Origin of the sequence: Desulfovibrio sp. ZJ746, from assembly GCF_011039155.1 — a bacterium.
Lineage (GTDB): Bacteria > Desulfobacterota > Desulfovibrionia > Desulfovibrionales > Desulfovibrionaceae > Desulfovibrio.
Genome location: NZ_JAAKEK010000003.1, coordinates 266,419 through 292,476, shown reverse-complemented (window position 1 = coordinate 292,476; position 26,058 = coordinate 266,419). Strand labels below are relative to the sequence as shown.

Genomic DNA, 26,058 nt, shown 5'->3' with positions numbered 1-26,058 from the left:
AGGAGACAATGGCGGACATCAGGATCAAAAACTTCATCAACGGCGAATGGCAGGAAGAGGCCAACGGCAAGCGCGTGCCGCTCTACAACCCGTCCACGGGCGAGGAGATCGGCAGCGTGCCCATCTCGGGCCCGGCCACGGCCGAGGCGGCCATCGCCACGGCCTACGCCGCGTACCGGCCCTGGCGCAACCTGTCCATCGCCAAGCGCATGACCTATATCTACAAGATCCGCGACTGCATGGTGCGCGACCTCGAAAAGCTGGCCCAGGCCATCGCCCTTGACCAGGCCAAGCACATTTCCGAGGCCCGGGGCGAGGTGCAGCGCGTCATCGAGATCATCGAGTCCGCGGCGGCCACGCCCTCCACCATCCAGGGCGACACGCTCGACTACATCTCCACCAATATCTCGGCCAAGGTGGTGCGCCAGCCGCTCGGCGTGTTCGGGGGCGTCGCGCCCTTCAACTTCCCGGCGCTGGTGTTCGGCTGGTTCATCCCCTACGCCATCGCCGTGGGCGACACCTTCATCTTCAAGCCCTCCACCCAGTCGCCCTACTTCATGCAGCTCATGTGCGAGATCTTCCAGGAGATCGAGCTGCCCGCGGGCGTCGTCAACGTCATCCACGGCAACCGCGACATCCCGGGCTCCTGGTATGAAGACCCGCGCATGGCCGGCGTGTGCCTCGTGGGCTCCACGCCCACGGCCAAGGCCATGGCCGCTGGCTGCGCCAAGGGCGCCAAGCGCTCCATGCTGCTCGGCGGCGCCAAGAACGTGCTGCTCGTCATGGAAGACAGCAACATGGATGTCTTCATCACCAACTTCCTCAATTCCTGCTACGGCTCGGCCGGGCAGCGCTGCCTCGCCGGCTCCATCGTGGCCGCGGTGCCCGAGGTCTACGACGAGGTGGTGGAACGGATGATCGAGGCCTCCAAGACCGTCAAGGTGGGCGACGCCTTCGACCCCGACGTCTACATGGGCCCGCTCATCTCGCGCAAGGCCGCCGACAACGTGCTCGGCTACGTCGACATCGCGCTCAACCACGGCCACGGCTGCAAGCTCGTGCTCGACCGCCGCAAGGTGGACCTGCCCGAGAAGAACAAGAACGGCTACTTCGTGGGCCCGTGCATCATCCGCGACGTGACGCCCTGCAACCCGCTCTTCACCACCGAGGTCTTCGGCCCTCTGGTGGCGACCATCAAGGTGGCCGACATCCACGACGCCATCGGGCTCATCAACAGCTCCGAATACGGCAACGGCGCCTGCATCTTCACCCAGAACATGCACTATGCGGACGTGTTCAGCCGTGATACGGATGTGGGCATGGTGGGCGTCAACGTGGGCATCTGCGCGCCGCACCCCTTCGTGCCCTTCGGCGGCATCAAGGGCTCGCTGCTCGGCACGGACAAGGTGCAGGGCAAGGGCGGCATCGACTTCTTCACCCAGTACAAGGTCACGACCACGCGCACCTATGACCCCAAGGGCGTCGCCGGCCAGCCGGCCCCGGCGGCCCAGAAGGTCCGTTCCTGCGTGGCGTCCTAGGTTTTGTCCGGCATGCGCCGGACGCGCAACCCTTTTACGGGAGGATTGAGGATGAAACTGCGTTCCCTCGCGGCACTTGTGCTCGCACTGGCGTTCCTGCTGGCCACGGCCGTGGCCGGCGAGGCCAAGGAGCTCTCGCCCCAGAACCCGGTCAAGGTGCCCTCGGCCTGGATGAACGAGAACGAGACCTTCGCGGCCTGGCTCGCCCATGAGATGGGCTGGGACAAGGAAGAGGGCATCGACCTCGAGATCAACTACTTCAACTCCGGCATGGACATCGTCAACGCCCTGCCCTCGGGCTCCTGGGTGGTGGCGGGCAACGGCGCCGTGCCCGCGGTGTGGGGCGGCCTGCGCTATGACACCTATGTCATCGGCATCGGCAACGACGAGTCCTACACCAACGGCGTGCTCGTGCGCCCCGACAGCCCCATCGCCAAGGTCAAGGGCTGGAACCCCGAGTATCCCGACGTGCTCGGCAGCCCCGAGACCGTGCGCGGCAAGACCTTCCTCTGCACCACCATGTCCAGCCCGCACATGGCGCTCTCTTCCTGGCTGCATGTGCTCGGCCTGACCGACAAGGACGTGGTCATCAAGAACATGGACCAGCCCCAGGCGCTCTCCGCCTTTGAAAACGGCATCGGCGACGGCGTCTCCCTGTGGGCGCCCCAGCTCTACGTGGGCATGGAAAAGGGCTGGAAGCTCGCCGGCGACATCAAGAACTGCGGCGAGACCCTGCCCATCGTCATCCAGGCCGACAAGAAGTACGCCGACGAGAACCCCGAGGTCATCGCGGCCTTCCTGCGCGCCTACATGCGCGGCATCCACATGCTGAAGAACGAGCCCGCCGAAGTCATCGAACCGCTCTACCGCCGCTTCTTCCTCGAGTGGGCGGGCCAGCAGTACACCCCCGAGGTGGCCCTGAAGGACATCAAGACGCACCCCGTCTTTGACTTCGACGAGCAGCTCGTGGTCCTCGACGATTCCAAGGGCCCGAGCGAGGCCCAGAAGTGGCAGCAGTACCTCGCCAAGTTCTTCACCGACCTCGGCCGCCTGAGCCCCCAGGAATACGAGAAGGTCAAGGACGCCAACTACGTGACGCCCAAGTTCATGAAGATGGTCAAGCAGCCCGTGCCTCCCTACAAGTAGGCAGCGCCGGCACAGAGGCCCCGCCCCGCAGGCGGGGCCTCACCCGGCGGGCCCCCGCCGTCATCTTTTCAAGGAGCCCACATGCCTGCCCAAGCTGAGAACGAAATCAAGATCCGGGTCAACAACCTTACCAAGCGCTTCGGCGACCTCACCGTGCTGGACGGCATCAACTTCACCATCCGCAAGGGCGAGCTGCTGGCCATCGTGGGCCCCACGGGCTGCGGCAAGACCACCTTCTTGAACTGCCTTTCCAAGCTCATGCCGGCCACCGAGGGCGAGATCCTCATCGACGGCAAGGAGGCCAACCCCAAGGCGCACAACATCGCCTATGTCTTCCAGGAGCCCACATGCCTGCCCTGGCGCACGGTGCGCGAAAACGTGGCCTACGGCATGGAGGTCAAGGGCGTGCCCAAGGCCGAGCGCGAGCGGCGCGCCCAGGAAATCATGGATCTCGTGGGCCTTTCCTCCTGCGCCGACCTTTACCCGAACCAGGTCTCGGCCAGCATGATGCAGCGCATCGCCGTGTCCCGCGCCTTCGCCGTCAACCCCGACCTCTTGCTCATGGACGAGCCCTACGGCCAGCTGGACGTGAAGCTGCGCTTCTACCTCGAGGACGAGCTCGTCAACCTGTGGCAGAAGCTCGGGAGCACCATACTCTTCGTGACGCACAACATTGAGGAGGCCGTCTACGTGGCCGAGCGCATCCTCGTGCTGACCAACAAGCCCACCAAGGTCAAGGAAGAGATCATCGTTGACCTGCCCCGGCCCCGCAAGCTCATCGACCCCCGTTTCGTGGACCTGCGCCGCCAGGTCACTGACCTCATCCGCTGGTGGTAACCGGCGGCCGCCAAGCAGGAGTCCCTCATGGCCTATCAGACCGTCGTCGTCAAAGAGTCGGCCCTGGTCCGCGCGCTGCCCTGGATCAGCGTCATCGCCTTTTTCATCCTCTGGGAGGGGGTGGTGCGCTCCGGCATGATCCCGCCCACCATGCTCGCCTCGCCGAGCCAGGTGGTGAGCGCCTTCATCGACAAGATCGGCGACCCCAACCCGGACGGCGCCATCATGTTCACCCACTTCAAGACCAGCATCGAGGAGGCCTTCACGGGCTATGTGCTGGCGCTTCTCGTGGGCATCCCGCTGGGGCTCGCCATGGGCTGGTTCAAGGTGGCCGAGGGGCTCTTCCGGCCCATTTTCGAGCTTATCCGCCCCATACCGCCCATCGCGTGGATCCCGCTCACCGTGTTCTGGTTCGGCATCGGCCTCACGGGCAAGGTCTTCATCATCTGGATCGCCGGCATCGTGCCCTGTGTCATCAATGCCTATGTGGGCGTGCGCATGACCAACCCGGTGCTCATCCAGATGGCGCGCACCTATGGCGCGAGCGACTGGCAGATCTTCAAGCAGCTCTGCATCCCCTCCTCGCTGCCCATGGTCTTCGGCGCGCTGCAGCTCGCGCTCGCCTATTGCTGGACCAACCTCGTGGGCGCGGAACTGCTCGCCGCGGACTCGGGCTTGGGCTACCTCATCACCATGGGCGGCCGCGTGGCGCGGCCCGACCTCATCGTGCTCGGCATGATCTGCGTGGGCCTGTCCGGCGCCGTCATCGGCTTCATCATCGACCGCATTGAGAAAAAGCTGCTCGCCGGCATCAGGAGGTAAGCATGGCTTCGTCTTCCATAGCCAATGAGACCGTGGACCATGCCAGCGAACGCGGCCGCTTCACGTTCTACAAGCTCATAACCAACAGGTATTTTCTCTACACCGTGTCCTTGGTGGGCTTTTTCGCCCTCTGGCACTGGACGGCGGTGAACAAGATCTTCCAGAACTCCCTCGCCACCCCCAAGGAGGTGCTCGACCAGGTCATCCGGCTCACCACCATGAACTTCGCGGGCAACAACCTCTGGGGCCACATCTGGGGCAGCACCCAGCGCGTGCTCGTGGGCTTCGTGCTGGCGAGCCTCGTGGCCACGCCGCTGGGGCTCTTCATGGCGCTCAACAAGACGGTCAACGCCATCGTCAAGCCGCTCTTCGACCTGTTCAAGCCCATGCCGCCCATCGCCTGGGTGTCGCTCGCCATCCTCTGGTTCGGCATCGGCGAGACCTCAAAGGTGTTCATCATCATCATCGGCACCTTCGTGCCCTGCCTGCTCAACGCCTATAACGGCGTGCGCCTCGTGGACCCGGACCTCTTTGATGTCATCCGCGTGCTCGGCGGCACGAGGCGCGACGAGATCTTCAACGTCTGCCTGCCCGCCTCCTTCCCGGCCATCTTCGCCGGGCTCCAGATCTCGCTCAGCGCCGCGTGGACCTGCGTGCTCGCCGCGGAGCTCATGAATTCGCGCGATGGCTTGGGCTTCCTCATCAAGCGCGGCATGGACACCCACAGCCCGGCCCTGGTTCTCAGCGGCATGCTGCTCATCGCGGCCGCCGCGTGGCTCAGCTCCCTGGCCATCGCCCTGCTGGAGCGCAAGTGCTGCCCCTGGAAGCGCAGCATCGACAACATCTAACGGCGCAGGGGGAGACCATGCCCAAGAGTGTGAGCGAGGAAGTCAACGAGCAGTTTGAAAAGGCCGTGGACGACCACTACAACGCCATCATCAAGGGAGAGATAAAGGAAGGCATCGAGGAGGGCACGGCCAGCGGCGTGCTCGTGCAGGAGCCGCTCAACGCGCCCCCGCCGCCGCGCCCGGCCGGCGCGCCGCCCGTGAAGATCCACTGCGAGGACATCAGCAAGACCTTCATCCAGAAGGGCAACCAGGCCGTGCCGGTCATCCGGGACATCACCCTCGATGTCTATGAAAACGAGTTCCTGGTGGTGCTGGGGCCCGGGCAGAGCGGCAAGTCCACCCTGCTCAAGATCATCGCGGGCCTCGAGATCCCGGACAAGGGCTATGTCACCCTCGACGGTGAGCCCATCACCGGCCCCGGGCCCGACCGCGGCATCGTGTTCCAGAGCTACATGCTCTTCGCGTGGAAAAACGTGCGCGACAACGTGGAGCTCGGCCTCAAGCTGAGGGGCGTGCCCGCGGAGGAGCGCCACGCCATCGCCGACCACTATATCAAGATGGTGGGCCTCGAGGGCTTCGAGAAGCACTATCCGCACCAGCTCTCGGGCGGCATGAAGCAGCGCGTGGGCATCGCCCGGGCCTACGCCAATTCGCCCAAGGTCATGCTCCTGGACGAGCCCTTCGGCCAGCTCGACGCGCAGACGCGCATGTACATGCAGGTGGAGACGGCCCGCATCTGGGAAAAGGAGCGGCGCACCGTGCTCTTCGTCACCAACAATATCGACGAGGCGCTTTTTCTGGGCGACCGCATCGTGCTCATGGAAGGCAAGCTCCCCGGCACGCTCAAGACCGAATACGCGGTCAACCTGCCCAGGCCGCGCGAGCACACCTCCATGGAGCTTCTGGAGCTGCGCGAGGAGATCATCTCCAATACGGAACTCGTGCTTTAGAGCACCCGGTAATACACCGCCGGTTCACGCAACAGGCCCGCGTCGGCGGCGCGCTTGAGGGCGCCGCTCATGGCGCGGGCCGTCGTTTCGTGGGTCATGAACACGAGCGGCACGCCGCTTGCGCCGTCGCCGGCCTTCTGGATCATCTGGGCCACGCTGATGCCCTCGGCCGCCATGCAGCCCGAGATGTCGCGGAGCACGCCCGGCGTGTCCTCCACCATGACGCGCACATAATAGGGCGAGCGCCAGTCCTCGGGCGGCACGATGGCCGCGCGCATAAGCTCGCCGTCCGCAAAGCCGGTATTGTTGGGCCGCTCCTCGCGGGCCACGGCCATGAGGTCGGCGAGCACGGCCCCGGCCGTGGGCAGGCTCCCGGCGCCGCGGCCGTGGAAGAAGAGCGGCCCGGCGGCGTTGGCGTCCACGCGCAGGGCATTGTACGCCCCGCCCACGCGCGCGAGCAGGTAGGTATGGTGCACGAGCGCCGGAAACACGCCGGCCTCGAGCCGCAGCGGCGTTCTGGCGCCGGCGGGCGCGCCGTCCGCCGGGCCGGCCAGCCGCGCCTGGCCGATAAGCTTGATGCGGTAGCCGAATTCCCGCGCGAAGCGTATGTCCACCGCGGCCATGCCGCGGATGCCGCGCACGGCGAGGGCGGCGTACGGATAGTCCGCGCCCCAGGCGAGCCGAATGAGCAAAATGAGCTTGTGCGCCGCGTCGTGGCCGTCGATGTCCAGCGTGGGGTCGGCCTCGGCGAAGCCCAGTTCCTGCGCCTGTCGCAGGGCCTCGCCGAATTCCAGTCCGTTGGCCGTCATCTCGGAGAGGATATAGTTGCTCGTGCCGTTGAGGATGCCCATGAGGGATTCGACGCGGTTGCCCACGAGGCTCTCCTTGAGGGCCTCAACCACCGGGATGGCCCCGGCCACGCTGGCCTCGTAGCGCAGGATGCGCCGCTTCCTGCGCGCCAGCCGGAAGAGCGCGAGCCCGTCCTCGGCGAGAAGGGCCTTGTTGGCCGTGACCACGTGCTTGCCGTGCCCAAGGGCGTCGGCGATGATGCCGCGCGCGGCGTCGATGCCGCCCATGAGCTCCACGAGCACGTCGATTTCCGGGTCGTCGATAAGGCGCGCCGGGTCGGTGGTGAGCGCGGCGCCGGCGGGCAGCGGCACCTCGCGCGCCTTGTTGGCGTCGCGCACGAGCACGGCGCGGATTGCCATGTCGCGGCCCGTGCGCCTGCGGATGATGTCGGCGTTATCCACGAGCAGCCGCGCGAGGCCGCTGCCCACGGTGCCGAAGCCGGCCAGTCCCACGCCCAAGGGACGCGTTTCGCTGTTCCTGGTCATTGGTCGTCCTGTTGCGTTATGTCGTACTTTCGTGTTGGTGCGTACCTGTGCGGCAGGGTCAATGCCGAAATTATCCGTCAAAAACAGCCTTGCTCCAGCCGTTGCGACGAAGGAAGCTACGGATGGAGACAGCAGTTAGTTACCGCGTCAACCAGTCGACGAAACCGCTGTCGCTATCCGTAAGGCTCGCAAGCTCGCCAACGGCTAGCGCGCCGGAACCTAAAAATCTTATTTTTTAGGATTCTTCCGGCACCAGCACCCGTCTTCCGCTTCGCTCCAGACGGAATTAAGGAAGCTCCATCAACGGCCATGTCCAGCGAAGCCGCATATCATCTTGAGGCAGCCAGCGCGCCGCCACTCAGGCACCGGCCCCGGAAAGCAGGCGGCGGATGCCGGCCACGGCCTGCCTGGTGCGGTGCTCGTTCTCGATGAGCGCGAAGCGCACATACTCGTCGCCGTAGGAGCCGAAGCCCAGCCCCGGCGACACCGCCACATGCGCCTCGTTGAGCAGCAGCTTGGAGAACTCCACCGAGCCCATCTTGCGGAAGGGCTCGGGGATGCGCGCCCAGACGAACATGGTGGCCTTGGGCGGCGCCACCTCCCAGCCGATGCGGTTCAGGCCCTCGATGAGCTTGTCGCGGCGCTCGCGGTAGATGTCGCGCACCTCGGCCACGCAGTCGTCCGGCCCGTTGAGCGCCACGGTGGAGGCGATCTGGATGGGCTGGAAGATGCCGTAATCGAGATAGCTCTTGATGCGCGCGAGCGCGTGGATGAGCCGGGGATTGCCGAGGCAGAAGCCCACGCGCCAGCCGGGCATGGAATAGCTCTTGGACAGGGTGGAGAACTCCACGCCCACGTCGATGGCGCCCGGCACCTGCAGGAAGCTCGGCGCCTCGTAGCCGTCAAAGGTGAGGTCGGCATAGGCGAGGTCATGGATGACCCAGATGTCGTTCTCCTTGGCGAAATCCACCACCTTGCGGAAAAATTCGAGGTCCGTCACCTCGGTGGTGGGATTGTGCGGATAGCAGAGGAAGAGCAGCTTGGGCTTCGGCCACGCGTGGCGCATGGCCTCGGTGAGGTCCTCGAAAAAGTCCCGCCCGGGCCCGATGGGCACGCTACGCACGTCCGCGCCGGCGATGATGGGCGCATATTTGTGGATGGGATAGGTGGGGTCGGGCGCCAGCACCACGTCCCCGGGCTGGAGCATGGCGAGGCAGAGGTGCGCCAGGCCCTCCTTGGAGCCCATGGTCACGATGGCTTCGGTGTCCGGGTCGAGCTCCACGCCGTAGAGGCGGCGATAGCGGTCGCAGATGGCCTTGCGCAGGTTGGGGATGCCGCGGGAGAGCGAATAGCGGTGGTTCACCGGCTTTTGCGCCGCCTCCACGAGCTTGTCCACCACATGCCGCGGGGTGGGGATGTCCGGGTTGCCCATGCTGAAGTCGACGATGTCGATATTCTGGCGCCGGAGCTTCATCTTGAGGTCGCCCACCACGGCGAAGACATAGGGGGGCAGGCGCTGGATGCGTGAAAATTCTTCCATCTGGGTCTCCGTTGGCCGCTGGGGAGGCGGGTGGAAAGGCCGGGGCGCAAGCATAGCCGCGCCGCGCCGCGCTGTAAAGGCGTTGACGGGTGCCGGGGAGGCGCGGCATGCACGCTTATGCCAGAAAGCGCTTTACAAAGCCCGCTCATTCCCCTAAACAGGAATGACTCTCGTTTAGCAAAAACCCCATGAGGAGAACCACACCATGAGCAAGACCGACCAGAACCTGATGGACGCCTTTGCCGGCGAATCCCAGGCCAATCGCAAATATCTCGCCTTCGCCAAGGTGGCCGACCAGGAGGGCATGCCCCAGATCGCCAAGCTCTTCCGCGCGGCCGCGGCCTCCGAGACCGTCCATGCCCTGACCCACTTCAAGAACGCGGGCAAGATCGGCACCACCATGGAAAACCTCAAGGACGCCATCGGCGGCGAGACCCACGAATACACCAAGATGTATCCCGAAATGATCAAGGAGGCCGAGGCGGAGGGCAACACCGCCGTGGCGCGCTATTTCGGCTACGTCAACAAGGTGGAGGAGATCCACGCCGAGCTCTACAAGAAGGCCATGGAGAACCCCTCCAGGATCTCCAACGAAGACTACTATGTCTGCAAGTTCTGCGGCTACACGCACCAGGGCCCGGTGGAATCCTGCCCGGTGTGCGGGGCCGGCGCCGCGGCCTTCTTCAAGGTCGAGGACTGCTGCAAGGCCTAGTCCCCTCCCTGCGTTTCAGGCCCCGCGCCGCGCCTGAGACGGTGCGGGGGCTTTTCGGGGCGCCGGCCTTCATGGCTAGCGCCCTTGCCGCCAGCCCCGGCCCCTCCCAATCCCCGTTTCCCTGCGCGGCGCCGCCGCGTTCTCCCCGCTCCCTGCCTCACCCGGCGGCCGCCCTTGCCAACTGGCCGCGGAAATCATAAGCTACCCGTTTGCGCCCGCCTTCTTCACCGCATCCTGCCGCGGGCGCGCCGCAAGCAAGGGGTGGACGGCCATGCGCCACAAGGGCCCGCACATTTCCATCGCGCCTGACCACGTGGTCAACCGCATCCTCAAGATCAACGCCGACGATTTCGCCGAATGGCCGGAATCTGTCCGCAACCTCGCCATCAGCATCGCCGAGGAGCTCTTCCTCGTCGCCTATAATCCCTTCATCGACGCCGAGCTCGTGCGCGAGAGCGTGCGCGGCTCTTTCGAGCGCGAATCCGTGGCTCTCGCCCACTATTACGCCACGGCCATCAGCGAAGGCATCACCATGTTCTGGTCCGCCTACGAGGCGGAGACGGCCTTCCGCGAAAAGCTGCTGGACGCGCTTTCCGACATCTTCCCCGCGGAGTGCATCCGAAGCGCGCCCGCGGACCTTGTGGAAAACGCCACCGACGCCACCGACCTGCGCATGGAGCTGCCGCTGCTCGTGGTGGAGCCGGACAACGCCGAGCAGGTGGCCGCGCTCGTCAGGCTCGCCAATGACATGAAGTTCGCGCTCATCCCGCGCGGGGGGGGCTCGGGCATGACCGGCGGCGCCGTGCCCGCGCGCAAGCGGGCCGTGGTCGTCAGCATGACGCGGCTCACGCGCATCGGGCCCATCGACCTCACTGCCATGACCGTCACCTGCGAGGCGGGCGCGCTCACCCAGCAGGTCATCGACGCCGTGGCAGCGGCGGGCGCGGTCTTCACGGTCGACCCGGCCTCCAAGCAGGCCTCGTCCATCGGCGGCAATGTGTCGGAAAACGCGGGCGGCCCCAGCGCCTTTGAATACGGCACCACCCTCGACAACCTGCTCTGGTGGAAGATGGTCACGCCCACGGGCGAGATCATCACCGTGGAGCGCGAGGATCATCCCCGCCACAAGATCCTCCCGGACGAGACCGCCGTTTTCGCCGTCAAGGATGTGAGCGGCGGCGTGCGCAACGTCGTGCACCTGCGCGGCGACGAGATCCGCCTGCCCGGCCTCGGCAAGGACGTGACCAACAAGGCCCTCGGGGGCCTGCCCGGCATGCAGAAGGAGGGCGTGGACGGCATCATCACCGAGGCCTGCTTCGTCATCCACAAGAAGCCGAAGCACTCGCGCGTCATGGTGCTGGAATTTTTCGGCCGCTCCATGCACCCGGCGGCGCTCGTGGTGCGCGACCTCGTGAGCTTACGCAACCGCATCCGCGAAGAGGGCGACTACGCCCACCTGTCGGCGCTGGAGGAATTCAACGCCAAGTACGTCCAGGCCATCGAGTACAAGCGCAAGTCCAAGAAGTTCGAGGGGCTGCCCATCTCGGTGATCGTCCTCCAGGTGGACGGCGACGACCCGTATCTCCTCGACAAGTGCGTGGCCGACATCGTGAATGTGGCCGAGGCGCAGGAAAACGTGGACATCATCGTGGCGCGCGACGCGAAGGAGGCCGACCTCTTCTGGGAGGACCGCCACCGCCTCTCGGTCATCGCCAGGCGCACTTCGGGCTTCAAGCTCAACGAGGATGTGGTCATCCCCATGCGGCGCATCCCGGATTTCGCGCTCTTCCTCGAGCAGTTGAACCTCGAGTACGCGGCCCGCGCCTACCGCCACGCCCTGCAGGAGGTCGGCCGCCTCCCGGGCTTCCCCATGGAGGACAAGGCCTTCAACGAGGAGTTTTCGAGGGCCGCCAGCGCCGCCTCGGGCGACGTTTCGGCCACCGAGCTCTCGGACAACGAGCTCTGGGCGAGAGGGGCCGCCTACCTCGACGGCTTCGCCCAGGCCTACCCGCACCTCGCCAAAAAGATCGACGCCATCCGCGCCCACATGGAGGCGAGCCGCATCATCATCGCGAGCCACATGCACGCCGGCGACGGCAACTGCCATGTGAACATCCCGGTCAATTCCAACGACGCCCGCATGCTGGAGGAGGCCGAGGAGGCCGCGGCCCGCGTCATGGCCGAGTGCCAGGAGATGGGCGGCGAGGTCTCGGGCGAGCACGGCATCGGCATCACCAAGATCTCGTTTTTCGCCCCGGACAAGATGGAGGCCCTGCGCCGTTTCAAGGAGCGCGTGGACCCGCGCGACGTGATGAACCCGGCCAAGCTCGTGCACCGGGAGCTGCCCGTCCGGCCCTTCACCTTTTCCTTCAACCGGCTCATCAACGACATCCGCGAGAGCGGCCTTCCGGACAAGGAAACACTCATCAGCCTGCTCTCGGCCATCCAGATGTGCACGCGCTGCGGCAAGTGCAAGCTCGTCTGCGCCATGAGCTATCCCGAGCGCTCCATGCAGTATCACCCGCGCAACAAGAACATGGTGCTCGGCATGCTGCTGGAGGCGGTGTATTATTCGCAGATCAACACCGGCCGCATCGACGAGCGCCTGTTGCGCGAGCTGCGCGGCCTTGTGGAGCACTGCACGGCCTGCGGCCGCTGCACGGCCAATTGCCCCATGAAGATCCCCTCCGGCGAGGTGGCGCTCTCCCTGCGCGGCATGCTCGACCACGAGGGCGCGGGCGGCCACCCCATCAAGGAGCGCGCCCTCAACTGGCTTGTGCGCGACATCCCGGCGCGCGTGCCCAAGGCCGCCAAGCTGGCCTCGGTGGGCCAGAAGATGCAGAACCGCGTGCTCGACTTCGTGCCCCAGGCCTGGCAGCGGCGCATGGAAAACCCGCTCTTTTCCGGGCGCGGCCCCAAGACCGGCTATACCAACCTCTATGAGGCGCTGAAGCTCCACCGGGGCTCGGTCTTCGTGCCCGCGGACGAGGATGTGGCGGAGGAGGCGGTCGCGGCGGAAGCGCTTGCGGAAAACGCGGCGCGGGATGTGACGGCGCCCGCGCTGGCGGAAACGTCCCCCGAAACCTCGCCCGAAGCCGGAGTCGACGGCGCGGAAGCCGCCCCGGAAACGCTCCCGGGCGGGGGACGCGAGCTCGCGCTCTATTTCCCGGGCTGCGGCGGCGCGCTCTTTTACGACCGCATCGGCATGTCCTCCATCATGCTCATGCTCAAGGCGGGCATCGCGGTGGCTGTGCCGCCGAGGCACCTGTGCTGCGGCTTTCCGCTGCTGGCCGCCGGCATGGACACGGCCTTTGAGGACAATCTCGCCCAGAACCGCCAGTACCTCGCCTCCATGCTGCGCAGCCTCGCCCGGCAGGGCTTCGACTGCCGCTGGCTGGTCACGGCCTGCGGCTCCTGCCGCGACGGTCTCGAGCGGCTGAAGCTCACCGAGATGTTCCCCGGCCTCGAGCACCGCGACGTGAGCCAGCTCGTGCTGCCGCGCCTGCCCGGGCTTCAGGCGCGGGGGGACGGCAGGGACGCGGCGCCGGAAAACGCGGACGTGCTCTACCACGCCTCCTGCCACTGCGAGTGGGCGGACGTGAACAAGATCAAGGGCCAGCGCCAGCTCGTGAAAGCGCTCAAGGATTTCTCGGGGCGCGGCGTGACCATGAGCCCGGGCTGCTGTGGCGAATCCGGCATGGGCGCCATGACCTCGCCCGAGATCTACAACCTGCTCCGCCAGCGCAAGCGCCAACGCCTCGAGGGCGCCTTTGCGGACGGCGTGGACGGGCCGGTCATCGTGGGCTGCCCCTCGTGCAAGATCGGCATCGGGCGCACCCTGCTCGCCATGCGCGACAAAAGGCCGGTGTTGCACGTGGCCGAATGGCTCGCCGGGCTCATGGACGGCGAGGACCGCCGCCAGACCTTCCGCAAGCGCGTCAACGAGAGCCGGGGCGAGATTCGCGCCGTCAGGCTGTGAGGCGCCCCGCGCCTGATGCCCAGCGGCCGGAGACCGGCCGAGCCCGTTGGCGGTTCGTCCGCGCGCTCGCCTGGCTCGCTCTTCTCGCCGGCCTCGCGCCCTTCGTCTGGGCGCTGGGCTTCTGCTTCCCGCGCGGGGACGACTTCGATGAAGTCACCCGCGCCATGTTCCTCTTCGACCTTCCCGGCGGCCTCTATGAAGTCGGCCGCGAATGGCTGACATGGAGCGGCCGCTACACCTACCACTTTCTCGCGGTCTTCCTCGGCAAGGCCGGCGGAATCCGGCTCGCCGCCGGCCTTGCCTGCGGCGCGGTGCTGGCGCTCCACGGCGCGGCCTTTTACGGCTTCGCCAGGGCCGCCGGCGTTGGGCGCCGCGACGCCCTGCCGCTGGCCCTCTTGGCCGTGCTCACCCTCTGCGCCTGTACGGGCTTTCTCCCCGGCTTCTACCTCCTTACTGACGCGCTGACCACGGGCTTGCAGTCGGCCGCGGCCCTGCTGTTTTTCTGGAGCCTCTGCGCGCTCTGGGAGCGGTGCGCGGCTTCAGCGGGCGGCGCCCCGGCGGCGCCCGCGCTGCGCCGCTCCCGGCGCGTCGCCAGCCTGCTCGGCGTGCTCGCCGTGGGCGTGTTCGAGCATGCGGCGCTCGCCGTGCTCGCGGGCGCAAGCGTCGCCTGCGCCCTCGCCTGGTTCCATGACCGGCGCCTGCATGAGCGCTTTGCCACCGGGCGCTTGCGCGTCTTCCTCAAGGTGGGGCTCTGGTGCGCGGGCGCGCTGCTCCTTTCCTTTCTCGCCCCGGGCAATTTCGCCCGCAGGGCCGCGCGCGGCATCGACGCCGAGACCGTGCGCCGCCAGCTTGCGGCGCTGCCTACGGACTGGCTCCACGCCCTCGGCGCCTTTGCCGGGAGCTTCTGGCCCGTGGCGGCGCTCCTGCTGGCGCTGTTCCTCCTCTTCCTGCGCCGGCGCGAAAAACAGGTGCTTGCGCGGCCGGACGCCCTGCTGCTCGCCGGCCTCTGCCCGGCCGTCTTCTGCCTCTTCAGCCTTGCGCTCGGCGCCGTGCACGCCCTGAGCGACATGCCGCTCCCAAGCCACCCCAAGCTGGCGGCGAGCCTCGGCCTGTACGCCGCCTGCGCCCTGGGCTTCACGGCCTATGCCTCTCTGCGCGCGCTCCCGCGGCTTCGCTGTGACGGGCGCGGGGCCTCCCTGGCGGCCGGGGCCGTGCTGCTCGGGATCTGCGTGGCGAGCGCCAATTTCCAGGGCAGCTTGCGCACGGCTGTCAACGGCGACATGGCGCTTTATGCCTGGACCATGGAGCGGCGGGACGCGTGGCTGCGCCGCGAGGGCGCGAAATCCCCGTGGCGGGGGAAGTTCCGCTTCGGCCTTGCGGGCGAAGTGCTCTATCCCGGGTCGCGCTCGCGTCTATTCAAGGCCGGCGCCCCCGTGACCTTCGTCTGCCAGTGGCGGCGCCCTGTGCTCCCGGTCTGGAGCTTCGGGGGCCTGCCCCGGAAGCCATCCGCATGGCCCAACCAGTGGGCGGCATGGATGTATGGCGTGGAGGCCGTGGCCAGCGCGCGCCCCCTCCCGTCGCGGGCCGTGAGGGCCGTCCTGCAGCACGGGGCCGCCCCCCCAGCCGGCCCTGACGGCCCGCTGGAACTGCGCCTGCCGGACGCGGCGCGGCGCGCCGGGCTCACGGGCGCGTGGCGCGTCAACGCGCAAGGCGGCCCCAACCCGACCTTTGCGCTCGACTGGCTCGTGCTCGAAAGTGAACGGGAGCTTTCGGAAAAACTGGCGGTGCTGGCGCCCAGCCCGCTTTGCCGGGGCCGCATGGCGCCGCTTTTTGTGCAGGCGTGGCTGTTGCGCGAGGCCGAGGCCCGCGCGGGCGCCCTGGCGCCCTGGGCCGGGGCCGAGCTGGCCTTCGCTCCGGCCCCCTGGCGCGCAAAAGTCGGGCCGGGTGGCGCCTTCCGCTACGCCTTCCCGCTCGGGCCGGCCGCGCCGCTGGCGCAAGGCGCGCCCGGGCCCGGGGAGTGGCCGGCCGGGCTCTTCCTGAAGCTCGCCGGCGCGGGCCTCCTCTACCTCGCGCCGGCCGGGGCCGTCCTCGACAGCGGCCGGGAAAGCGGATAGGTTCAGGCATGTTCGATTTTGACATTTCCCAGGCCCTGCGCTTGCTCGCCATCGCCTTCGTGCCCGCGCTGCTCGGCATCATCCTCCACGAGGTGGCCCACGGCTGGGTGGCCGAGCGCTGCGGCGACCCCACGGCCCGCCAGCTCGGGCGCCTGACCCTCAATCCCCTGCCGCACATCGACCCCGCGGGCCTCGCCGTCTTCGGGCTCACCAGCCTTTCCGGGGCTTTTGTCTTCGGCTGGGCCAAGCCCGTGCCGGTGGACCCGCGCAATTTCCGCAACCCGCACCGGGACATGATGCTGGTGGCCCTGGCCGGGCCCATGACCAACTTCGCGCTCGCCGTCCTTTTCGGGCTCGGGCTCTGGGCGGCGGTGCATGTGCTGCCCTTTGCCGAGCTGCGCGGAAGCCGGGCCTACATTTTCGCCCTGTCCTCGCTCCAGGCCGGGGTGGTCATCAATTTCGGCCTCGGCTGGCTCAACCTGCTGCCCATCCCGCCGCTGGACGGCAGCAAGATCCTGGCCTATTTTCTCCCCGGCGAGTGGGCGTGGCGCTACATGAACCTCGGGCGCTACGGCTTTGCCATCCTGCTCGTCCTTTTGGCCACGGGCCTGCTCGGCAAGCTGCTCGGGCCGCTCGTGAGCGGCAGCAGCCTGGGCCTGCTCGGCCTTTTGGGCTTCTGACGCCGGCCCCAAACCCCCCAAGCGCACAAAGGACGCACCATGAGCGAAAAACCGCGCACCGTCTCGGGCATGCGGCCCACCGGGCCGCTCCATCTGGGCCACTATTTCGGCGTGCTCAGGAACTGGATCGACCTGCAGGAGCGCGAACAGGCCTTCTTTTTCGTGGCCGACTGGCACGCGCTGACGAGCGACTACGCCGACCCCTCGGCCATCCGCCGCAATATCGACGAAATGGTCAAGGACTGGGTGGCCGCCGGCCTCGACCCGGAAAAATGCGTCATCTTCCGCCAGTCGGATGTCAAGGAGCACGCCGAGCTCTCGCTTTTGCTCTCCATGATCACGCCCGTCTCGTGGCTGGAGCGCAACCCCACCTACAAGGAACAGCAGCAGCAGATCAGCAACAAGGACCTCGGCAACGCGGGCTTTCTCTGCTACCCGGTGCTCATGGCCGCGGACATCCTCATGTACCGGCCCCACGGCGTGCCCGTGGGCGAGGACCAGTTGCCGCACATGGAGCTCACCCGCGAGATCGCGCGCCGCTTCAACTATCTCTACGGCGAGACCTTCCCCGAGCCGCAGGCCCTGCTCACGCCCGCGGCCAAGTGCCCGGGCCTCGACGGCCGCAAGATGTCCAAGAGCTACGGCAACGGCATCTCGCTTTCCGAGCCCATGGACAGCATCAGGGACAAGGTGCGCGGCATGTTCACGGACAAGGCGCGGCTGCGCAAGTCCGACCCCGGAGACCCGGACATCTGCAACCTCTTCCCCTACCATGTGCTGCTCGCAAGCCCGGAGGAGCAGATGGAGATTAGGCGCGGCTGCACCTCTGCGACCCTGGGCTGCGTGGACTGCAAGAAGATCTTTCTCAAGAACCTCGCGGCCTTCCTGGAGCCCCTGCAGGAGCGGCGGGCCAAGCTCGACGACAAGGCTGTGGCCAATATCCTCGCGCAGGGCGGCGACCGCGCCCGGGCCTTCGCGGCCACGACCATGAGCGCGGTGCGGGAAAAGATGGGGCTCTAGGGCGTGCGCTTCGCCGGCATCGACTACGGCCTCGCCCGCACGGGCCTCGCCGTTTCCGACCCGGAGGGGCGCGTGGCCTTTCCGCTCGCCACCTTCCACCTTGAGGATTTCACCGGCCGCTCGGCCCTTTTGGACGCCCTTGCCGACCGCATCCGGGAGGAAGGGGCCGGGGCGGTGGTCATGGGCCTGCCCCTGCTTCTGGACGGCGGCGAAAGCCTGACCACCCGCCAGGTGCGCAACGTGACGGCGCGCCTCAAGCGCAGGCTCGAGCTCCCCATCTACTACATGCCGGAGCTGCTCTCCAGCGAGGAGGCCGCGCAGGACCTGCGCGAGGCCGGCCTTTCGCGCGAGAAGGCCCGCGCCGTGCTCGACCGGCAGGCCGCGGCGCGCATCCTCGCGTCCTTCCTGGCCGAGCCCGAGGAACGGCGGAGGCTTGCATGAAGACCTTTTTCCGCTTCATGCTTCTCCTTATCCTCGTGGCCGCGGCCGGCGGCGTGTGGCTCTGGCACGAGGCCCAGGTCTTTCTCGAGACGGCGGCGGGGCAACCGGGCGAGCAGGTCATCTTTGATGTGCCGCCCGGCGCGCACCTCAACAAGATCGCCGATGACCTCCAAAAGCGCGGCCTCATCACCAGCGCGCGGAACTTCGCCCTGCTCGCGCGCTGGAAAAAGCAGGAAAACCGCCTCCAGGCCGGGCGCTTCGCCCTTGAAGGGGGCTCAAAGCCCGAAGCCGTGCTGGAGGCGCTCGTCAACGGCCGGCCGGTGCTCCAGCGCGTCACCGTGCCCGAGGGGCTGACGTGGTGGCAGACCGGGCGGCTGCTCGAAAGCGAGGGCCTTGTCCGCTTCGAGGACTTCCGCGAAGCCGTCACCGACCCCGAATTTCTCAGGCATTACGGCATCCCTTTCGCCACGGCCGAGGGCTTCCTCATGCCCGATACCTATTTGCTCAAGCCGCCGGATGCCGCCGCGCAGGCGGCCGGGGGCGAGGGGGCAGCGCAAGCGGCGAGGGCCCAGGCGCGCGCCGTGGCCGGGCGGATGATCGACAATTTCTGGCGCAAGGCCGCGCCGCTCTGGCCCGATGGCGCCGGGCGCGAGGGCGTGGCCGCGCGGCCCCCGGCGCCGGAGCTCAGGAAATGGGTGACGCTGGCCTCCATCGTGGAGAAGGAGACCGGCCTCCCGCAAGAGCGCGCGCGCGTGGCGGGCGTGTATGAAAACCGCCTCGGCCGGGGCATGCTCCTTCAGGCGGACCCCACGGTCATCTACGGCCTCGGGCCCGCCTTTGACGGCAATTTGCGCCGGAGCCAGCTCGACGACGCGGCCAACGCCTACAACACCTACCAGCGCGCCGGGCTGCCGCCCGGGCCCATCGCCTCCTTCGGCACGGCGGCGCTCAATGCGGCCATCCGGCCGGAAGCGCACGGCTATCTCTATTTCGTTGCCAGGACAGACGGCGGCGAGCACCAGTTCTCCGCCACGCTCCAGGAACACAACCGCGCCGTCCGCGAATACCTGCGCCAGCGGCGCGCCGCCCGACGAGGCACGCCATGAACTACCTGATCATGGAGGATTTTTCCGGCCAGCCCGTGCCCTTTATCTTCCCCCGCCGCGTGGACCACGCCGACATGCGCGACCAGCTCCCCTACGGGCAGGCGCTTTCCTGCGGCACCGTGGAACTGGGCCCGCAGGGCTTCGTCTGCTCCGGCGGCAACGCCGAACTGGGGCTCAGGGCGCGCCCGGCCGAGGACGCGGCCGTCATCATGGAAGCCTTTGGGGCAAAATGAAGCGCGCCAGCCCGCCCGGGCTGCTCATGGCCGGCACGGCAAGCGGCGCCGGCAAGACCGTGGCGGCGCTGGGCCTCATCCGCGCCCTGCGCGGGCTCGACCTTGAGGTGGCAGCCGCCAAGACCGGCCCGGACTTTATCGACACAGCCTTTCTCGCCCAGGCCTGCGGCGCGCCGGCGGCCAATCTCGACGCCTGGATGTGCCGCCCCGGCGGCAAGGCACGCCCGCGCGCCGTGCCGGCCGGCCTTGCGCGGCTGCGGCGCCGGCTTTTGTCGCCGGAGGCGGGGAGCAAGCCCGACGTCTGGGTGGTCGAGGGCGCCATGGGCCTCTATGACGGGGGGCCGGCAGGCGCGGGCGGGGCCGCGCAGCTTGCCAGGGTGCTCGGCCTCCCGGTGCTGCTCGTGCTCAATGTGCGCGGCATGGGGCAATCGGTGGCCGCGCTGGCAGAGGGCTTTTTGCGCCACAAGCCCCGCGGAGGACGGCCGCGCTTTCTCGGGCTCGTCTGCACCCAGTCCGGGGGGCCGGTTCATGAAAAGCTGCTGCGCGAGGCGCTGGCCCCGGTGCTGCGCAAGGAAAAGCTGCCCCTGTTCGGCTTCCTGCCCCGGGCCGGCGCGCCGAAGCTCGCGTCGCGCCACCTGGGGCTCGTGGAGGCTGGCGAAGCGCTGGCCGAGGTGGACCTTGACGGCATCGGCCGCTGGTTCGCCGGCCATTGCGACGTGGCAGGCATCCTCCGGGCGCTCGGCGTTTCCCCGCCGCAGCCCGCGCCCGCACCCGCCTCCTCGCCCCGGGACCACGGCTCTACCGCCTTCTTCCCTTTGCCGCGCCGGGCCCGCAATCCCGGCCGGCCGCGCATCTGCATCGCGCGGGACGCGGCCTTCAGTTTCTGCTATGCGGACCTCCCTGCCCTGCTCACGGAGCTCGGCGCGGAGCCGGTCTTTTTTTCGCCGCTCACGGACGTGGCCCCCCCGGAGGGCTGCGCGGGCCTCTACTTTCCCGGCGGCTATCCCGAGCTCCATGCCGAGGCGCTCGCGGCGAATACCTCCATGCTCAGCGCCCTGCGCGGCCTCGCCGCCCGGGGCCTCCCCGTCTATGGCGAATGCGGCGGGTATATCTACCTCATGCGCGAGGTGGCAGTGGGGGGCCAGCGCCACGCGCTCGCCGGGCTTTTGCCGCTCAGCTGCCACATGGGCGACCGGCTGGCCGCGCTCGGCTACCGCGAGGCCGAGCCCCTGCCCGGCTGGTTGTCGGAGTGCCCCCAAAAAGAAAAGTCCCCGCCCCTCGTGCGCGGCCATGAATTCCACTATGCGCGCCTGGACCACGCGGAGCTCCCCCCGTTGTGCGCGCCGCTCTGGCGTGTGAGCGACGCCGCGGGCGTCCCCCGCGGGCTTGAGGGCTGCCGGCTCGGGCGCGTGGCCGGCTCGTGGCTCCATCTTTATCCCGAGGGCAGCCGCCGCTTCTGGCGGGCGTGGCTTGAGCTCACGCGCGCAGCCGCACGCCCCGATACAGCATCCACCCGCCGGAGTTGCCATGCCCGTGACTCTTGACCCCGCCGCCACGCCCGAGGCCATCGAGGCCCGCTCCTTCGCCATCATCGACGCCGAGCTCCCCGAGCCGCGCCCCTTTGCCGGGCCGCTCTGGGAGGTGGCGCGCCGCTGCATCCACGCGCTCGGGGATACGGCCATCCTGCCCGACCTGCGCCTCAGCGGGAGCGCCCTTGAACGCGGCGTTTCGGCCCTGCGCGCCGGAAAGCCCGTATTCACGGACACGCGCATGGCCGCGGCCGGGCTCCCGGCGCGGCGCATGGCCCGCCTCGGCGTCGAGGTGGTGCCGCTCATGGGCCTTGACGGCGTGGGCGAGGCGGCCCGCGCGGAGGGCGTCACGCGGGCCGCGGCCGGCATCCGTATGATTTCTGACCGCCTCGCCGGGGCCGTCATCGTCATCGGCAATGCGCCCACGGCGCTCCTGGCCTTGCTGGAAGAACTGGAGGGCCGGCCGGCCGAAGCCGGGCCCGCGCTCATCGTGGGCATGCCCGTGGGCTTTGTGAACGCGACGCAATCCAAGGAACTGCTGGCCGAAAGCCCCTGGCCGCACTTCACCCTCCTGGGCCGCAAGGGCGGCTCGGCCGTTGCCGCGGCCTCTGTCAACGCGCTGGCCGAGCTGGCGCTGCAGGGTGGGGAATGAGCAAGTGCCGCCGCCCGCTATTACTTGCCAAGAGCGGCCAAAACAGGCATTTTCCAAGAAAACTTTGACTTTCCGCGCCGGCCGGTTTATGAGCGTCAGTCGCTCCCGCACGGGGAGCCGCCCCAGGCCGGAAACAGCATGACGGAACAGCGCGCCCCCTCACCCACGCCCTTGCCGCAACTGGACGGCGTGCTGGTGCTGGACAAGCCCACCGGGCCCACCTCGGCCCGCTGCGTGGCAGCGCTCAAGCGTCTGGGGCAGAAGAAGATCGGCCATGCGGGCACGCTGGACCCGCTGGCTTCGGGCGTTTTGCTCATTCTCCTCGGGCAGGCCACCAAGCTCTCGTCCTTTCTCATGGAGGGCGGCGGCAAGGTCTACCGGGGTGCTTTTCGCCTCGGGCAGACCACGGACACCTGGGACAGCCAGGGCGAAGTCCTCGCCGAGGCCCCGTGGCAGCATGTGGGCGCCGAGGCCGTGGCGCGGGAGGTAGCCTCGTGGACGGCCCTCACCGAGCAGCCCGTGCCGCCCTATTCGGCGGCCAAGCACGAGGGGCAGCCTTTCTACCGGCTGGCGCGCCGGGGCAAGACGCCCCCGGCCAAGACCAAGGCCGTGAAAATTTCACAGGCGGCGGCGCTCGAGGTGAGCCTGCCGTTTGTGCGCTTCCGGGTCGCGTGCGGCTCCGGCACCTATGTTCGCTCCCTGGCCCACAGCTTGGGGATGCGCTTGGGCTGCGGGGCCGTGCTGACGGAACTGACCCGGGAGTACAGCCACCCCTTCGGGCTCGGCGACGCCACGGGGCTCGACGCCCTTGTGGCCGACCCGGCGCTTTTGGCGGCGCGGGTGCGGCCCCTGGCCGACGCCCTGCCCGCGTGGCCCCGGCTCCCGCTCACGCGGGAGCAGGAAGGCCGCGTGCGCAACGGCATGGCGCTCCCCGTGAGCGCGGTAGCCGCAAGCGGCGAGGGCGCCCGGGACGCGGGCCACGCCCTGCTCTGCGCGGCGGACGGCACGGCGCTGGCGCTCGCGCGGCGCGAAGTGACGCCGCTCGGGGACGCGTGGGCCGTTGCACGGGGTCTGTGGTAGGGCCGCGCCCAAGGGAAGTGCCGGGCCATGAAGGGTGGCGCATCATCAACCCTTCCTGAAAGGAGAATCGCTGTGGTCATGGATGCCGAACAGAAAAAGGCTGTCATTGACGCCCACGCCAAGCACGAGGGCGACACCGGCTCCCCGGAGGTGCAGGTGGCCCTGCTCACCGCGCGCATCGAGGGTCTCACCGGGCACTTCAAGGTGCACAAGAAGGACTTTCATTCGCGCACGGGCCTGCTCAAGCTGGTGGGGCACCGGCGCAAGATCCTCAATTATCTGAAAAAGAAGGATATCCAGCGCTACCGCGCGCTCATCGAAAAACTGGGCTTGCGCAAGTAGGCTTTCGTTTTTATCATGAAGGACTGCCAAGGGGGGGCGCAAGGCTCCCCCTTGGCGTATCAAGCCGGCCCCGCTTCGGTGAGGCCGGGCTTCCGCTTTTCCCGCCCGGAAGTGGCGCCCGCGCGCCGCATTGGCGGGACAAACGCCCCGGTGGGGCCTAAACGCAGAAGCTCTGTTCCGCACTGCAGTGGAGGGACCTTCCATATCCCGTCTGGAGCGAAGCGGAAGACGGGTGCTGGTGCCGGAAGAATCCTAAAAAATAAGATTTTTCGGTGCTGGCAAGGAAGATAAAAATTTCCGAAGGGAGTGTACTTAAGTACTCGACCGAGGAAATTTTTCTCTGACGCAGGCAGCACCGAAAAGGCTGTTTTTGACGGATAATTTCGGCATTGAGCTTGCAGCAGAGAAGCAGCAGTTCCCACAGCAGCAGTACAACAAAGCTAACGCAGAAGGGGGGTCCGGGAAAACCAGGCAGGGCGCGGCCGGCAACGCGCACCCGCACGACTGCCCGCTTTTCCCGGAATCCCCTTCACCCATGAGGAATGTATGGCACAGGATATTTTTGAGCCCACACGCGTCACGGCCGAGGTGGGCGGCAAGGAAGTCATCCTTGAATGCGGGCGCCTCGCCAACCAGGCGGACGGCGCGGTGTGGGTGCAGTGCGGCGGCACGGTGGTGCTCGTCACCGTGTGTTCGCAACCGCTCGAGTTCGACAAGGGCTTCTTCCCGCTGACCGTGGAATATTCCGAAAAAATGTACGCCGCCGGGCGCATCCCCGGGAGCTTCTTCCGCCGCGAGATCGGGCGCCCCTCCGAGCGCGAGACCCTGGTCTCCAGGCTCATCGACCGGCCCATCCGGCCGCTCTTCCCCAAGGGCCTGAACGAGGACGTTCAGGTGCTCGCCACCGTCATCTCCGCCGACCAGGAGAACGATTCCGACGTGCTCGCCATCACCGGCGCCTCGGCCGCGCTCATGGTCTCGCGGCTGCCCTTCGCCGGGCCCGTGGCCGGCGGCCGCATCGGCCGCATCAACGGGCGCTTCGTGCTCAACCCCACCATTTCCGAGCAGGCGCAAAGCGACATCAACCTCGTGTTCGCGGCCTCGCGCGACGCGCTCACCATGGTGGAGGGCGAGGCGCACTTCGTGCCCGAGGACGACATCATCGAGGCCCTGGAATGGGGCCGCAAGGAGATCCAGCCGCTCATCGACGCCCAGTACAGGCTCGCCGAGCTCTGCGGCAAGCCCAAGATGGACTTCACCCCGCACGAGGATGACCCCAAGCTCGTCGCGCGCGTGGAGGAGCTGGCCCTTGCCGCCGGCCTCGACGCGGCCCTGCGCGTGCCGGAAAAGCTGGCCCGCAAGGAGGCGCGCAAGGCCGTCAAGACCGCCGTGCTCACGGCGCTTGCCGACGACCCGGCCTGGGCGGAGAACGACGCCGCGCTCAAGGCCGTGCCCGACATGCTGGGCGACCTCGAGAAGCGGCTCGTGCGCGGGCGCATCGTCAAGGAGGGCACGCGCATCGACGGCCGCGACGTGAAGAGCGTGCGCCCCATCCAGATCCAGACAGGCGTGCTCCCCCGCGCCCACGGCTCGGCGCTGTTCCGGCGCGGCGAGACCAAGTCCATGGTCGTGACCACGCTCGGCTCCTCCACGGACGAGCAGCGCATGGACTCGCTCACCGGCGACGTGACCAAGCGCTTCATGCTGCACTACAACTTCCCGCCCTATTGCGTGGGCGAGGTCAAGCCCGTGCGCCTCTCGCGCCGCGAAATCGGCCACGGCGCCCTGGCCGAGCGCTCGCTTCGGCCCATCCTCCCCCCGGACACGGACTTCCCCTTCACCCTGCGCGTTGTGGCCGAGACCATGGAGTCCAACGGCTCCTCGTCCATGGCGGCGGTGTGCGGCGGATCATTGGCGCTCATGGACGCGGGCGTGCCCGTTTCCGCGCCTGTGGCCGGCGTTGCCATGGGCCTCATCAAGGAGGGCGACCGCTTCATCGTGCTCACCGACATCCTCGGCGACGAGGACGCGCTCGGCGACATGGACTTCAAGATCGCGGGCACGGCCGAGGGCGTCACCGGCGTGCAGATGGACATCAAGATCACGGGCCTCACCACGGACATCATGCGCGCGGCCATGCGCCAAGCGCGCGAGGGGCGCCTGCACATCCTCGGCGAAATGGCCAAGGCCATCGCGGAGCCCCGCAAGGAGCTCTCACGCTATGCGCCGCAGCACGCCGAGATCTTCGTCAACCCTGACATCATCCGGCTGATCATCGGCCCCGGCGGCAAGAACATCAAGGCCATCACCACCGCCACGGGCGCCTCGGTGGACATCGAGGATTCGGGCCGCGTCTCCATCTTCGCGCCCACGGCCGAAGCGCTGGAAAAGGCGCGGGAAATGGTCTCCTACTACGACCAGCGGCCGGACCTCGGCAAGAACTACCTCGCCAAGGTGCGCAAGGTCATGGACATCGGCGCCATCGTGGAGGTGCTGCCCAATGTGGAGGCGCTGGTCCATGTGTCGCAGCTCGACATCGGCCGCGTGGAGCAGCCGGGCGACGTGGCCCGCATCGGCGAGGACATGCTCGTCAAGGTGATCGAGATCAACGGCGACCGCATCCGCGCCAGCCGCAAGGCCGTGCTCCTCGAGGAGCAGGGCCACCCCTGGAACCCGGAAGAGACCGCCCGGCCCCCGCGCCGCGAAGGCGGCGACCGCAATCGCGGCCCGCGCCACGGCGGCGACCGGGGCGGGGACCGAGGGGGCGACCGCGGGCCGCGCCGTCAGGGCTCGTAAATAGCGTTTGCGTAAGAGCCCGTGCCCGGAGTCCGGAGCGTTTCGGACCCCGGGCACGGCGGTTGAATGGCGAGCGCACAGCGCGCGCAAGGTGGAAACACGCAGCGTTTCAATGAGGTTACGTTATACTGGGCCGTTGATGGAATATTCCTTAAATCCGTCTGGAGCGAAGCGGAAGACGGGTGCTGGTGTCGGAAGAATCCTAAAAAATAAGATTTTTCGGTGCTGGCAAGGAAGATAAAAATTTCCGAAGGGAGTGTACTTAAGTACTCGACCGAGGAAATTTTTCTCTGGCGCAGGCAGCACCGAAGCGGTAGCCGTTAGCAGGCTCTGCCTGCTTACGGATAGCGACAGCGGTT

21 protein-coding genes are annotated in these 26,058 nt (G+C 67.8%); 19 read left to right on the top strand and 2 right to left on the bottom strand.

Annotated features, from left to right (window positions below; genetic code table 11):
• Nucleotides 1-8 precede the first annotated feature (8 nt).
• The 6 genes from G7Y54_RS07310 (at nt 9) to G7Y54_RS07285 (ending at nt 6,141) form a co-directional block, all read left to right on the top strand.
• Nucleotides 9-1,538 carry an aldehyde dehydrogenase family protein gene (locus tag G7Y54_RS07310; RefSeq protein ID WP_165078632.1) on the top strand — a complete coding sequence of 510 codons (1,530 nt, stop codon included), beginning with the start codon at nt 9-11 and terminating at the stop codon, nt 1,536-1,538.
• Nucleotides 1,539-1,589: 51 nt separating this feature from the next.
• On the top strand, nt 1,590-2,684 hold the full coding sequence (locus G7Y54_RS07305) for an ABC transporter substrate-binding protein (protein WP_165078631.1): 1,095 nt from the start codon (nt 1,590-1,592) through the stop codon (nt 2,682-2,684).
• An 81-nt stretch (nt 2,685-2,765) separates the two neighbouring features.
• Complete coding sequence (locus G7Y54_RS07300; RefSeq protein ID WP_165078630.1) at nt 2,766-3,521, top strand: ABC transporter ATP-binding protein; 756 nt, start codon at nt 2,766-2,768, stop codon at nt 3,519-3,521.
• A gap of 27 nt (nt 3,522-3,548) precedes the next feature.
• Entirely contained in the window at nt 3,549-4,343 is a 795-nt protein-coding gene (locus G7Y54_RS07295; RefSeq protein ID WP_165078629.1) for an ABC transporter permease, read from the top strand.
• A 2-nt stretch (nt 4,344-4,345) separates the two neighbouring features.
• Nucleotides 4,346-5,191 (top strand): ABC transporter permease, encoded by an 846-nt coding sequence (locus G7Y54_RS07290; RefSeq protein ID WP_165078628.1) that lies wholly within the window; start codon nt 4,346-4,348, stop codon nt 5,189-5,191.
• Between the two features lie 17 nt (nt 5,192-5,208).
• Nucleotides 5,209-6,141 carry an ABC transporter ATP-binding protein gene (locus G7Y54_RS07285; RefSeq protein WP_241159407.1) on the top strand — a complete coding sequence of 311 codons (933 nt, stop codon included), beginning with the start codon at nt 5,209-5,211 and terminating at the stop codon, nt 6,139-6,141.
• Here the strand turns inward: G7Y54_RS07285 and G7Y54_RS07280 are convergent.
• Together G7Y54_RS07280 and G7Y54_RS07275 are read right to left on the bottom strand one after the other, a co-directional pair.
• Complete coding sequence (locus G7Y54_RS07280) at nt 6,138-7,475, bottom strand: homoserine dehydrogenase (protein WP_165078627.1); 1,338 nt, start codon at nt 7,473-7,475, stop codon at nt 6,138-6,140. The genes G7Y54_RS07285 and G7Y54_RS07280 overlap by 4 nt on opposite strands.
• 358 nt (nt 7,476-7,833) lie before the next feature.
• Nucleotides 7,834-9,015: an aminotransferase class I/II-fold pyridoxal phosphate-dependent enzyme gene (locus G7Y54_RS07275; protein ID WP_165078626.1), complete on the bottom strand. Its 1,182-nt coding sequence runs from the start codon at nt 9,013-9,015 to the stop codon at nt 7,834-7,836.
• A gap of 205 nt (nt 9,016-9,220) precedes the next feature.
• Here G7Y54_RS07275 and G7Y54_RS07270 point away from each other — a divergent pair, with 205 nt between their 5' ends.
• From G7Y54_RS07270 to pnp, 13 genes are all read left to right on the top strand, one after another.
• Nucleotides 9,221-9,727, top strand: a complete 507-nt coding sequence (locus G7Y54_RS07270; RefSeq protein WP_165078625.1) for a rubrerythrin family protein — start codon at nt 9,221-9,223, stop codon at nt 9,725-9,727.
• A gap of 271 nt (nt 9,728-9,998) precedes the next feature.
• Nucleotides 9,999-13,706 (top strand): FAD-binding and (Fe-S)-binding domain-containing protein, encoded by a 3,708-nt coding sequence (locus G7Y54_RS07265; protein ID WP_241159406.1) that lies wholly within the window; start codon nt 9,999-10,001, stop codon nt 13,704-13,706.
• Nucleotides 13,703-15,820, top strand: a complete 2,118-nt coding sequence (locus G7Y54_RS07255; protein ID WP_165078624.1) for a hypothetical protein — start codon at nt 13,703-13,705, stop codon at nt 15,818-15,820. The genes G7Y54_RS07265 and G7Y54_RS07255 overlap by 4 nt, the downstream gene beginning before the upstream one ends.
• 8 nt (nt 15,821-15,828) lie before the next feature.
• Nucleotides 15,829-16,500, top strand: a complete 672-nt coding sequence (locus G7Y54_RS07250) for a site-2 protease family protein (protein ID WP_165078623.1) — start codon at nt 15,829-15,831, stop codon at nt 16,498-16,500.
• A 39-nt stretch (nt 16,501-16,539) separates the two neighbouring features.
• Nucleotides 16,540-17,520 carry a tryptophan--tRNA ligase gene (trpS, locus tag G7Y54_RS07245; RefSeq protein WP_165078622.1) on the top strand — a complete coding sequence of 327 codons (981 nt, stop codon included), beginning with the start codon at nt 16,540-16,542 and terminating at the stop codon, nt 17,518-17,520.
• Nucleotides 17,521-17,523: 3 nt separating this feature from the next.
• Complete coding sequence (gene ruvX, locus G7Y54_RS07240; RefSeq protein WP_165078621.1) at nt 17,524-17,961, top strand: Holliday junction resolvase RuvX; 438 nt, start codon at nt 17,524-17,526, stop codon at nt 17,959-17,961.
• The gene (mltG, locus tag G7Y54_RS07235) at nt 17,958-19,067 is read left to right on the top strand and encodes an endolytic transglycosylase MltG (RefSeq protein ID WP_165078620.1); all 1,110 of its coding nucleotides are present in this window, start codon (nt 17,958-17,960) and stop codon (nt 19,065-19,067) included. Before ruvX ends, mltG begins: the two co-directional genes overlap by 4 nt.
• Complete coding sequence (locus G7Y54_RS07230) at nt 19,064-19,300, top strand: hypothetical protein (protein WP_165078619.1); 237 nt, start codon at nt 19,064-19,066, stop codon at nt 19,298-19,300. The genes mltG and G7Y54_RS07230 overlap by 4 nt, the downstream gene beginning before the upstream one ends.
• The gene (locus G7Y54_RS07225; RefSeq protein ID WP_165078618.1) at nt 19,297-20,844 is read left to right on the top strand and encodes a cobyrinate a,c-diamide synthase; all 1,548 of its coding nucleotides are present in this window, start codon (nt 19,297-19,299) and stop codon (nt 20,842-20,844) included. The genes G7Y54_RS07230 and G7Y54_RS07225 overlap by 4 nt, the downstream gene beginning before the upstream one ends.
• Complete coding sequence (locus G7Y54_RS07220) at nt 20,828-21,481, top strand: precorrin-8X methylmutase (protein ID WP_165078617.1); 654 nt, start codon at nt 20,828-20,830, stop codon at nt 21,479-21,481. The genes G7Y54_RS07225 and G7Y54_RS07220 overlap by 17 nt, the downstream gene beginning before the upstream one ends.
• A 138-nt stretch (nt 21,482-21,619) precedes the next feature.
• Nucleotides 21,620-22,561, top strand: coding sequence for a tRNA pseudouridine(55) synthase TruB (gene truB, locus G7Y54_RS07215; RefSeq protein WP_165078616.1), 942 nt, complete (start codon nt 21,620-21,622; stop codon nt 22,559-22,561).
• 72 nt (nt 22,562-22,633) lie between these two features.
• A complete protein-coding gene (rpsO, locus tag G7Y54_RS07210) occupies nt 22,634-22,903 on the top strand; it encodes a 30S ribosomal protein S15 (protein WP_165078615.1) in 270 nt (89 codons plus the stop codon).
• A 546-nt stretch (nt 22,904-23,449) separates the two neighbouring features.
• Nucleotides 23,450-25,699 carry a polyribonucleotide nucleotidyltransferase gene (gene pnp, locus G7Y54_RS07205; protein ID WP_165078614.1) on the top strand — a complete coding sequence of 750 codons (2,250 nt, stop codon included), beginning with the start codon at nt 23,450-23,452 and terminating at the stop codon, nt 25,697-25,699.
• The last annotated feature ends 359 nt before the right edge of the window (nt 25,700-26,058 follow it).

Coding starts and splice junctions, on each gene's coding strand:
- G7Y54_RS07310 (WP_165078632.1), top strand. CDS start 9: ATGGCGGACATCAGGATCAAAAACTTCATCAACGGCGAATGGCAGGAA.
- G7Y54_RS07305 (WP_165078631.1), top strand. CDS start 1,590: ATGAAACTGCGTTCCCTCGCGGCACTTGTGCTCGCACTGGCGTTCCTG.
- G7Y54_RS07300 (WP_165078630.1), top strand. CDS start 2,766: ATGCCTGCCCAAGCTGAGAACGAAATCAAGATCCGGGTCAACAACCTT.
- G7Y54_RS07295 (WP_165078629.1), top strand. CDS start 3,549: ATGGCCTATCAGACCGTCGTCGTCAAAGAGTCGGCCCTGGTCCGCGCG.
- G7Y54_RS07290 (WP_165078628.1), top strand. CDS start 4,346: ATGGCTTCGTCTTCCATAGCCAATGAGACCGTGGACCATGCCAGCGAA.
- G7Y54_RS07285 (WP_241159407.1), top strand. CDS start 5,209: ATGCCCAAGAGTGTGAGCGAGGAAGTCAACGAGCAGTTTGAAAAGGCC.
- G7Y54_RS07280 (WP_165078627.1), bottom strand. CDS start 7,475: ATGACCAGGAACAGCGAAACGCGTCCCTTGGGCGTGGGACTGGCCGGC.
- G7Y54_RS07275 (WP_165078626.1), bottom strand. CDS start 9,015: ATGGAAGAATTTTCACGCATCCAGCGCCTGCCCCCCTATGTCTTCGCC.
- G7Y54_RS07270 (WP_165078625.1), top strand. CDS start 9,221: ATGAGCAAGACCGACCAGAACCTGATGGACGCCTTTGCCGGCGAATCC.
- G7Y54_RS07265 (WP_241159406.1), top strand. CDS start 9,999: ATGCGCCACAAGGGCCCGCACATTTCCATCGCGCCTGACCACGTGGTC.
- G7Y54_RS07250 (WP_165078623.1), top strand. CDS start 15,829: ATGTTCGATTTTGACATTTCCCAGGCCCTGCGCTTGCTCGCCATCGCC.
- trpS (WP_165078622.1), top strand. CDS start 16,540: ATGAGCGAAAAACCGCGCACCGTCTCGGGCATGCGGCCCACCGGGCCG.
- mltG (WP_165078620.1), top strand. CDS start 17,958: ATGAAGACCTTTTTCCGCTTCATGCTTCTCCTTATCCTCGTGGCCGCG.
- G7Y54_RS07230 (WP_165078619.1), top strand. CDS start 19,064: ATGAACTACCTGATCATGGAGGATTTTTCCGGCCAGCCCGTGCCCTTT.
- G7Y54_RS07225 (WP_165078618.1), top strand. CDS start 19,297: ATGAAGCGCGCCAGCCCGCCCGGGCTGCTCATGGCCGGCACGGCAAGC.
- G7Y54_RS07220 (WP_165078617.1), top strand. CDS start 20,828: ATGCCCGTGACTCTTGACCCCGCCGCCACGCCCGAGGCCATCGAGGCC.
- truB (WP_165078616.1), top strand. CDS start 21,620: ATGACGGAACAGCGCGCCCCCTCACCCACGCCCTTGCCGCAACTGGAC.
- pnp (WP_165078614.1), top strand. CDS start 23,450: ATGGCACAGGATATTTTTGAGCCCACACGCGTCACGGCCGAGGTGGGC.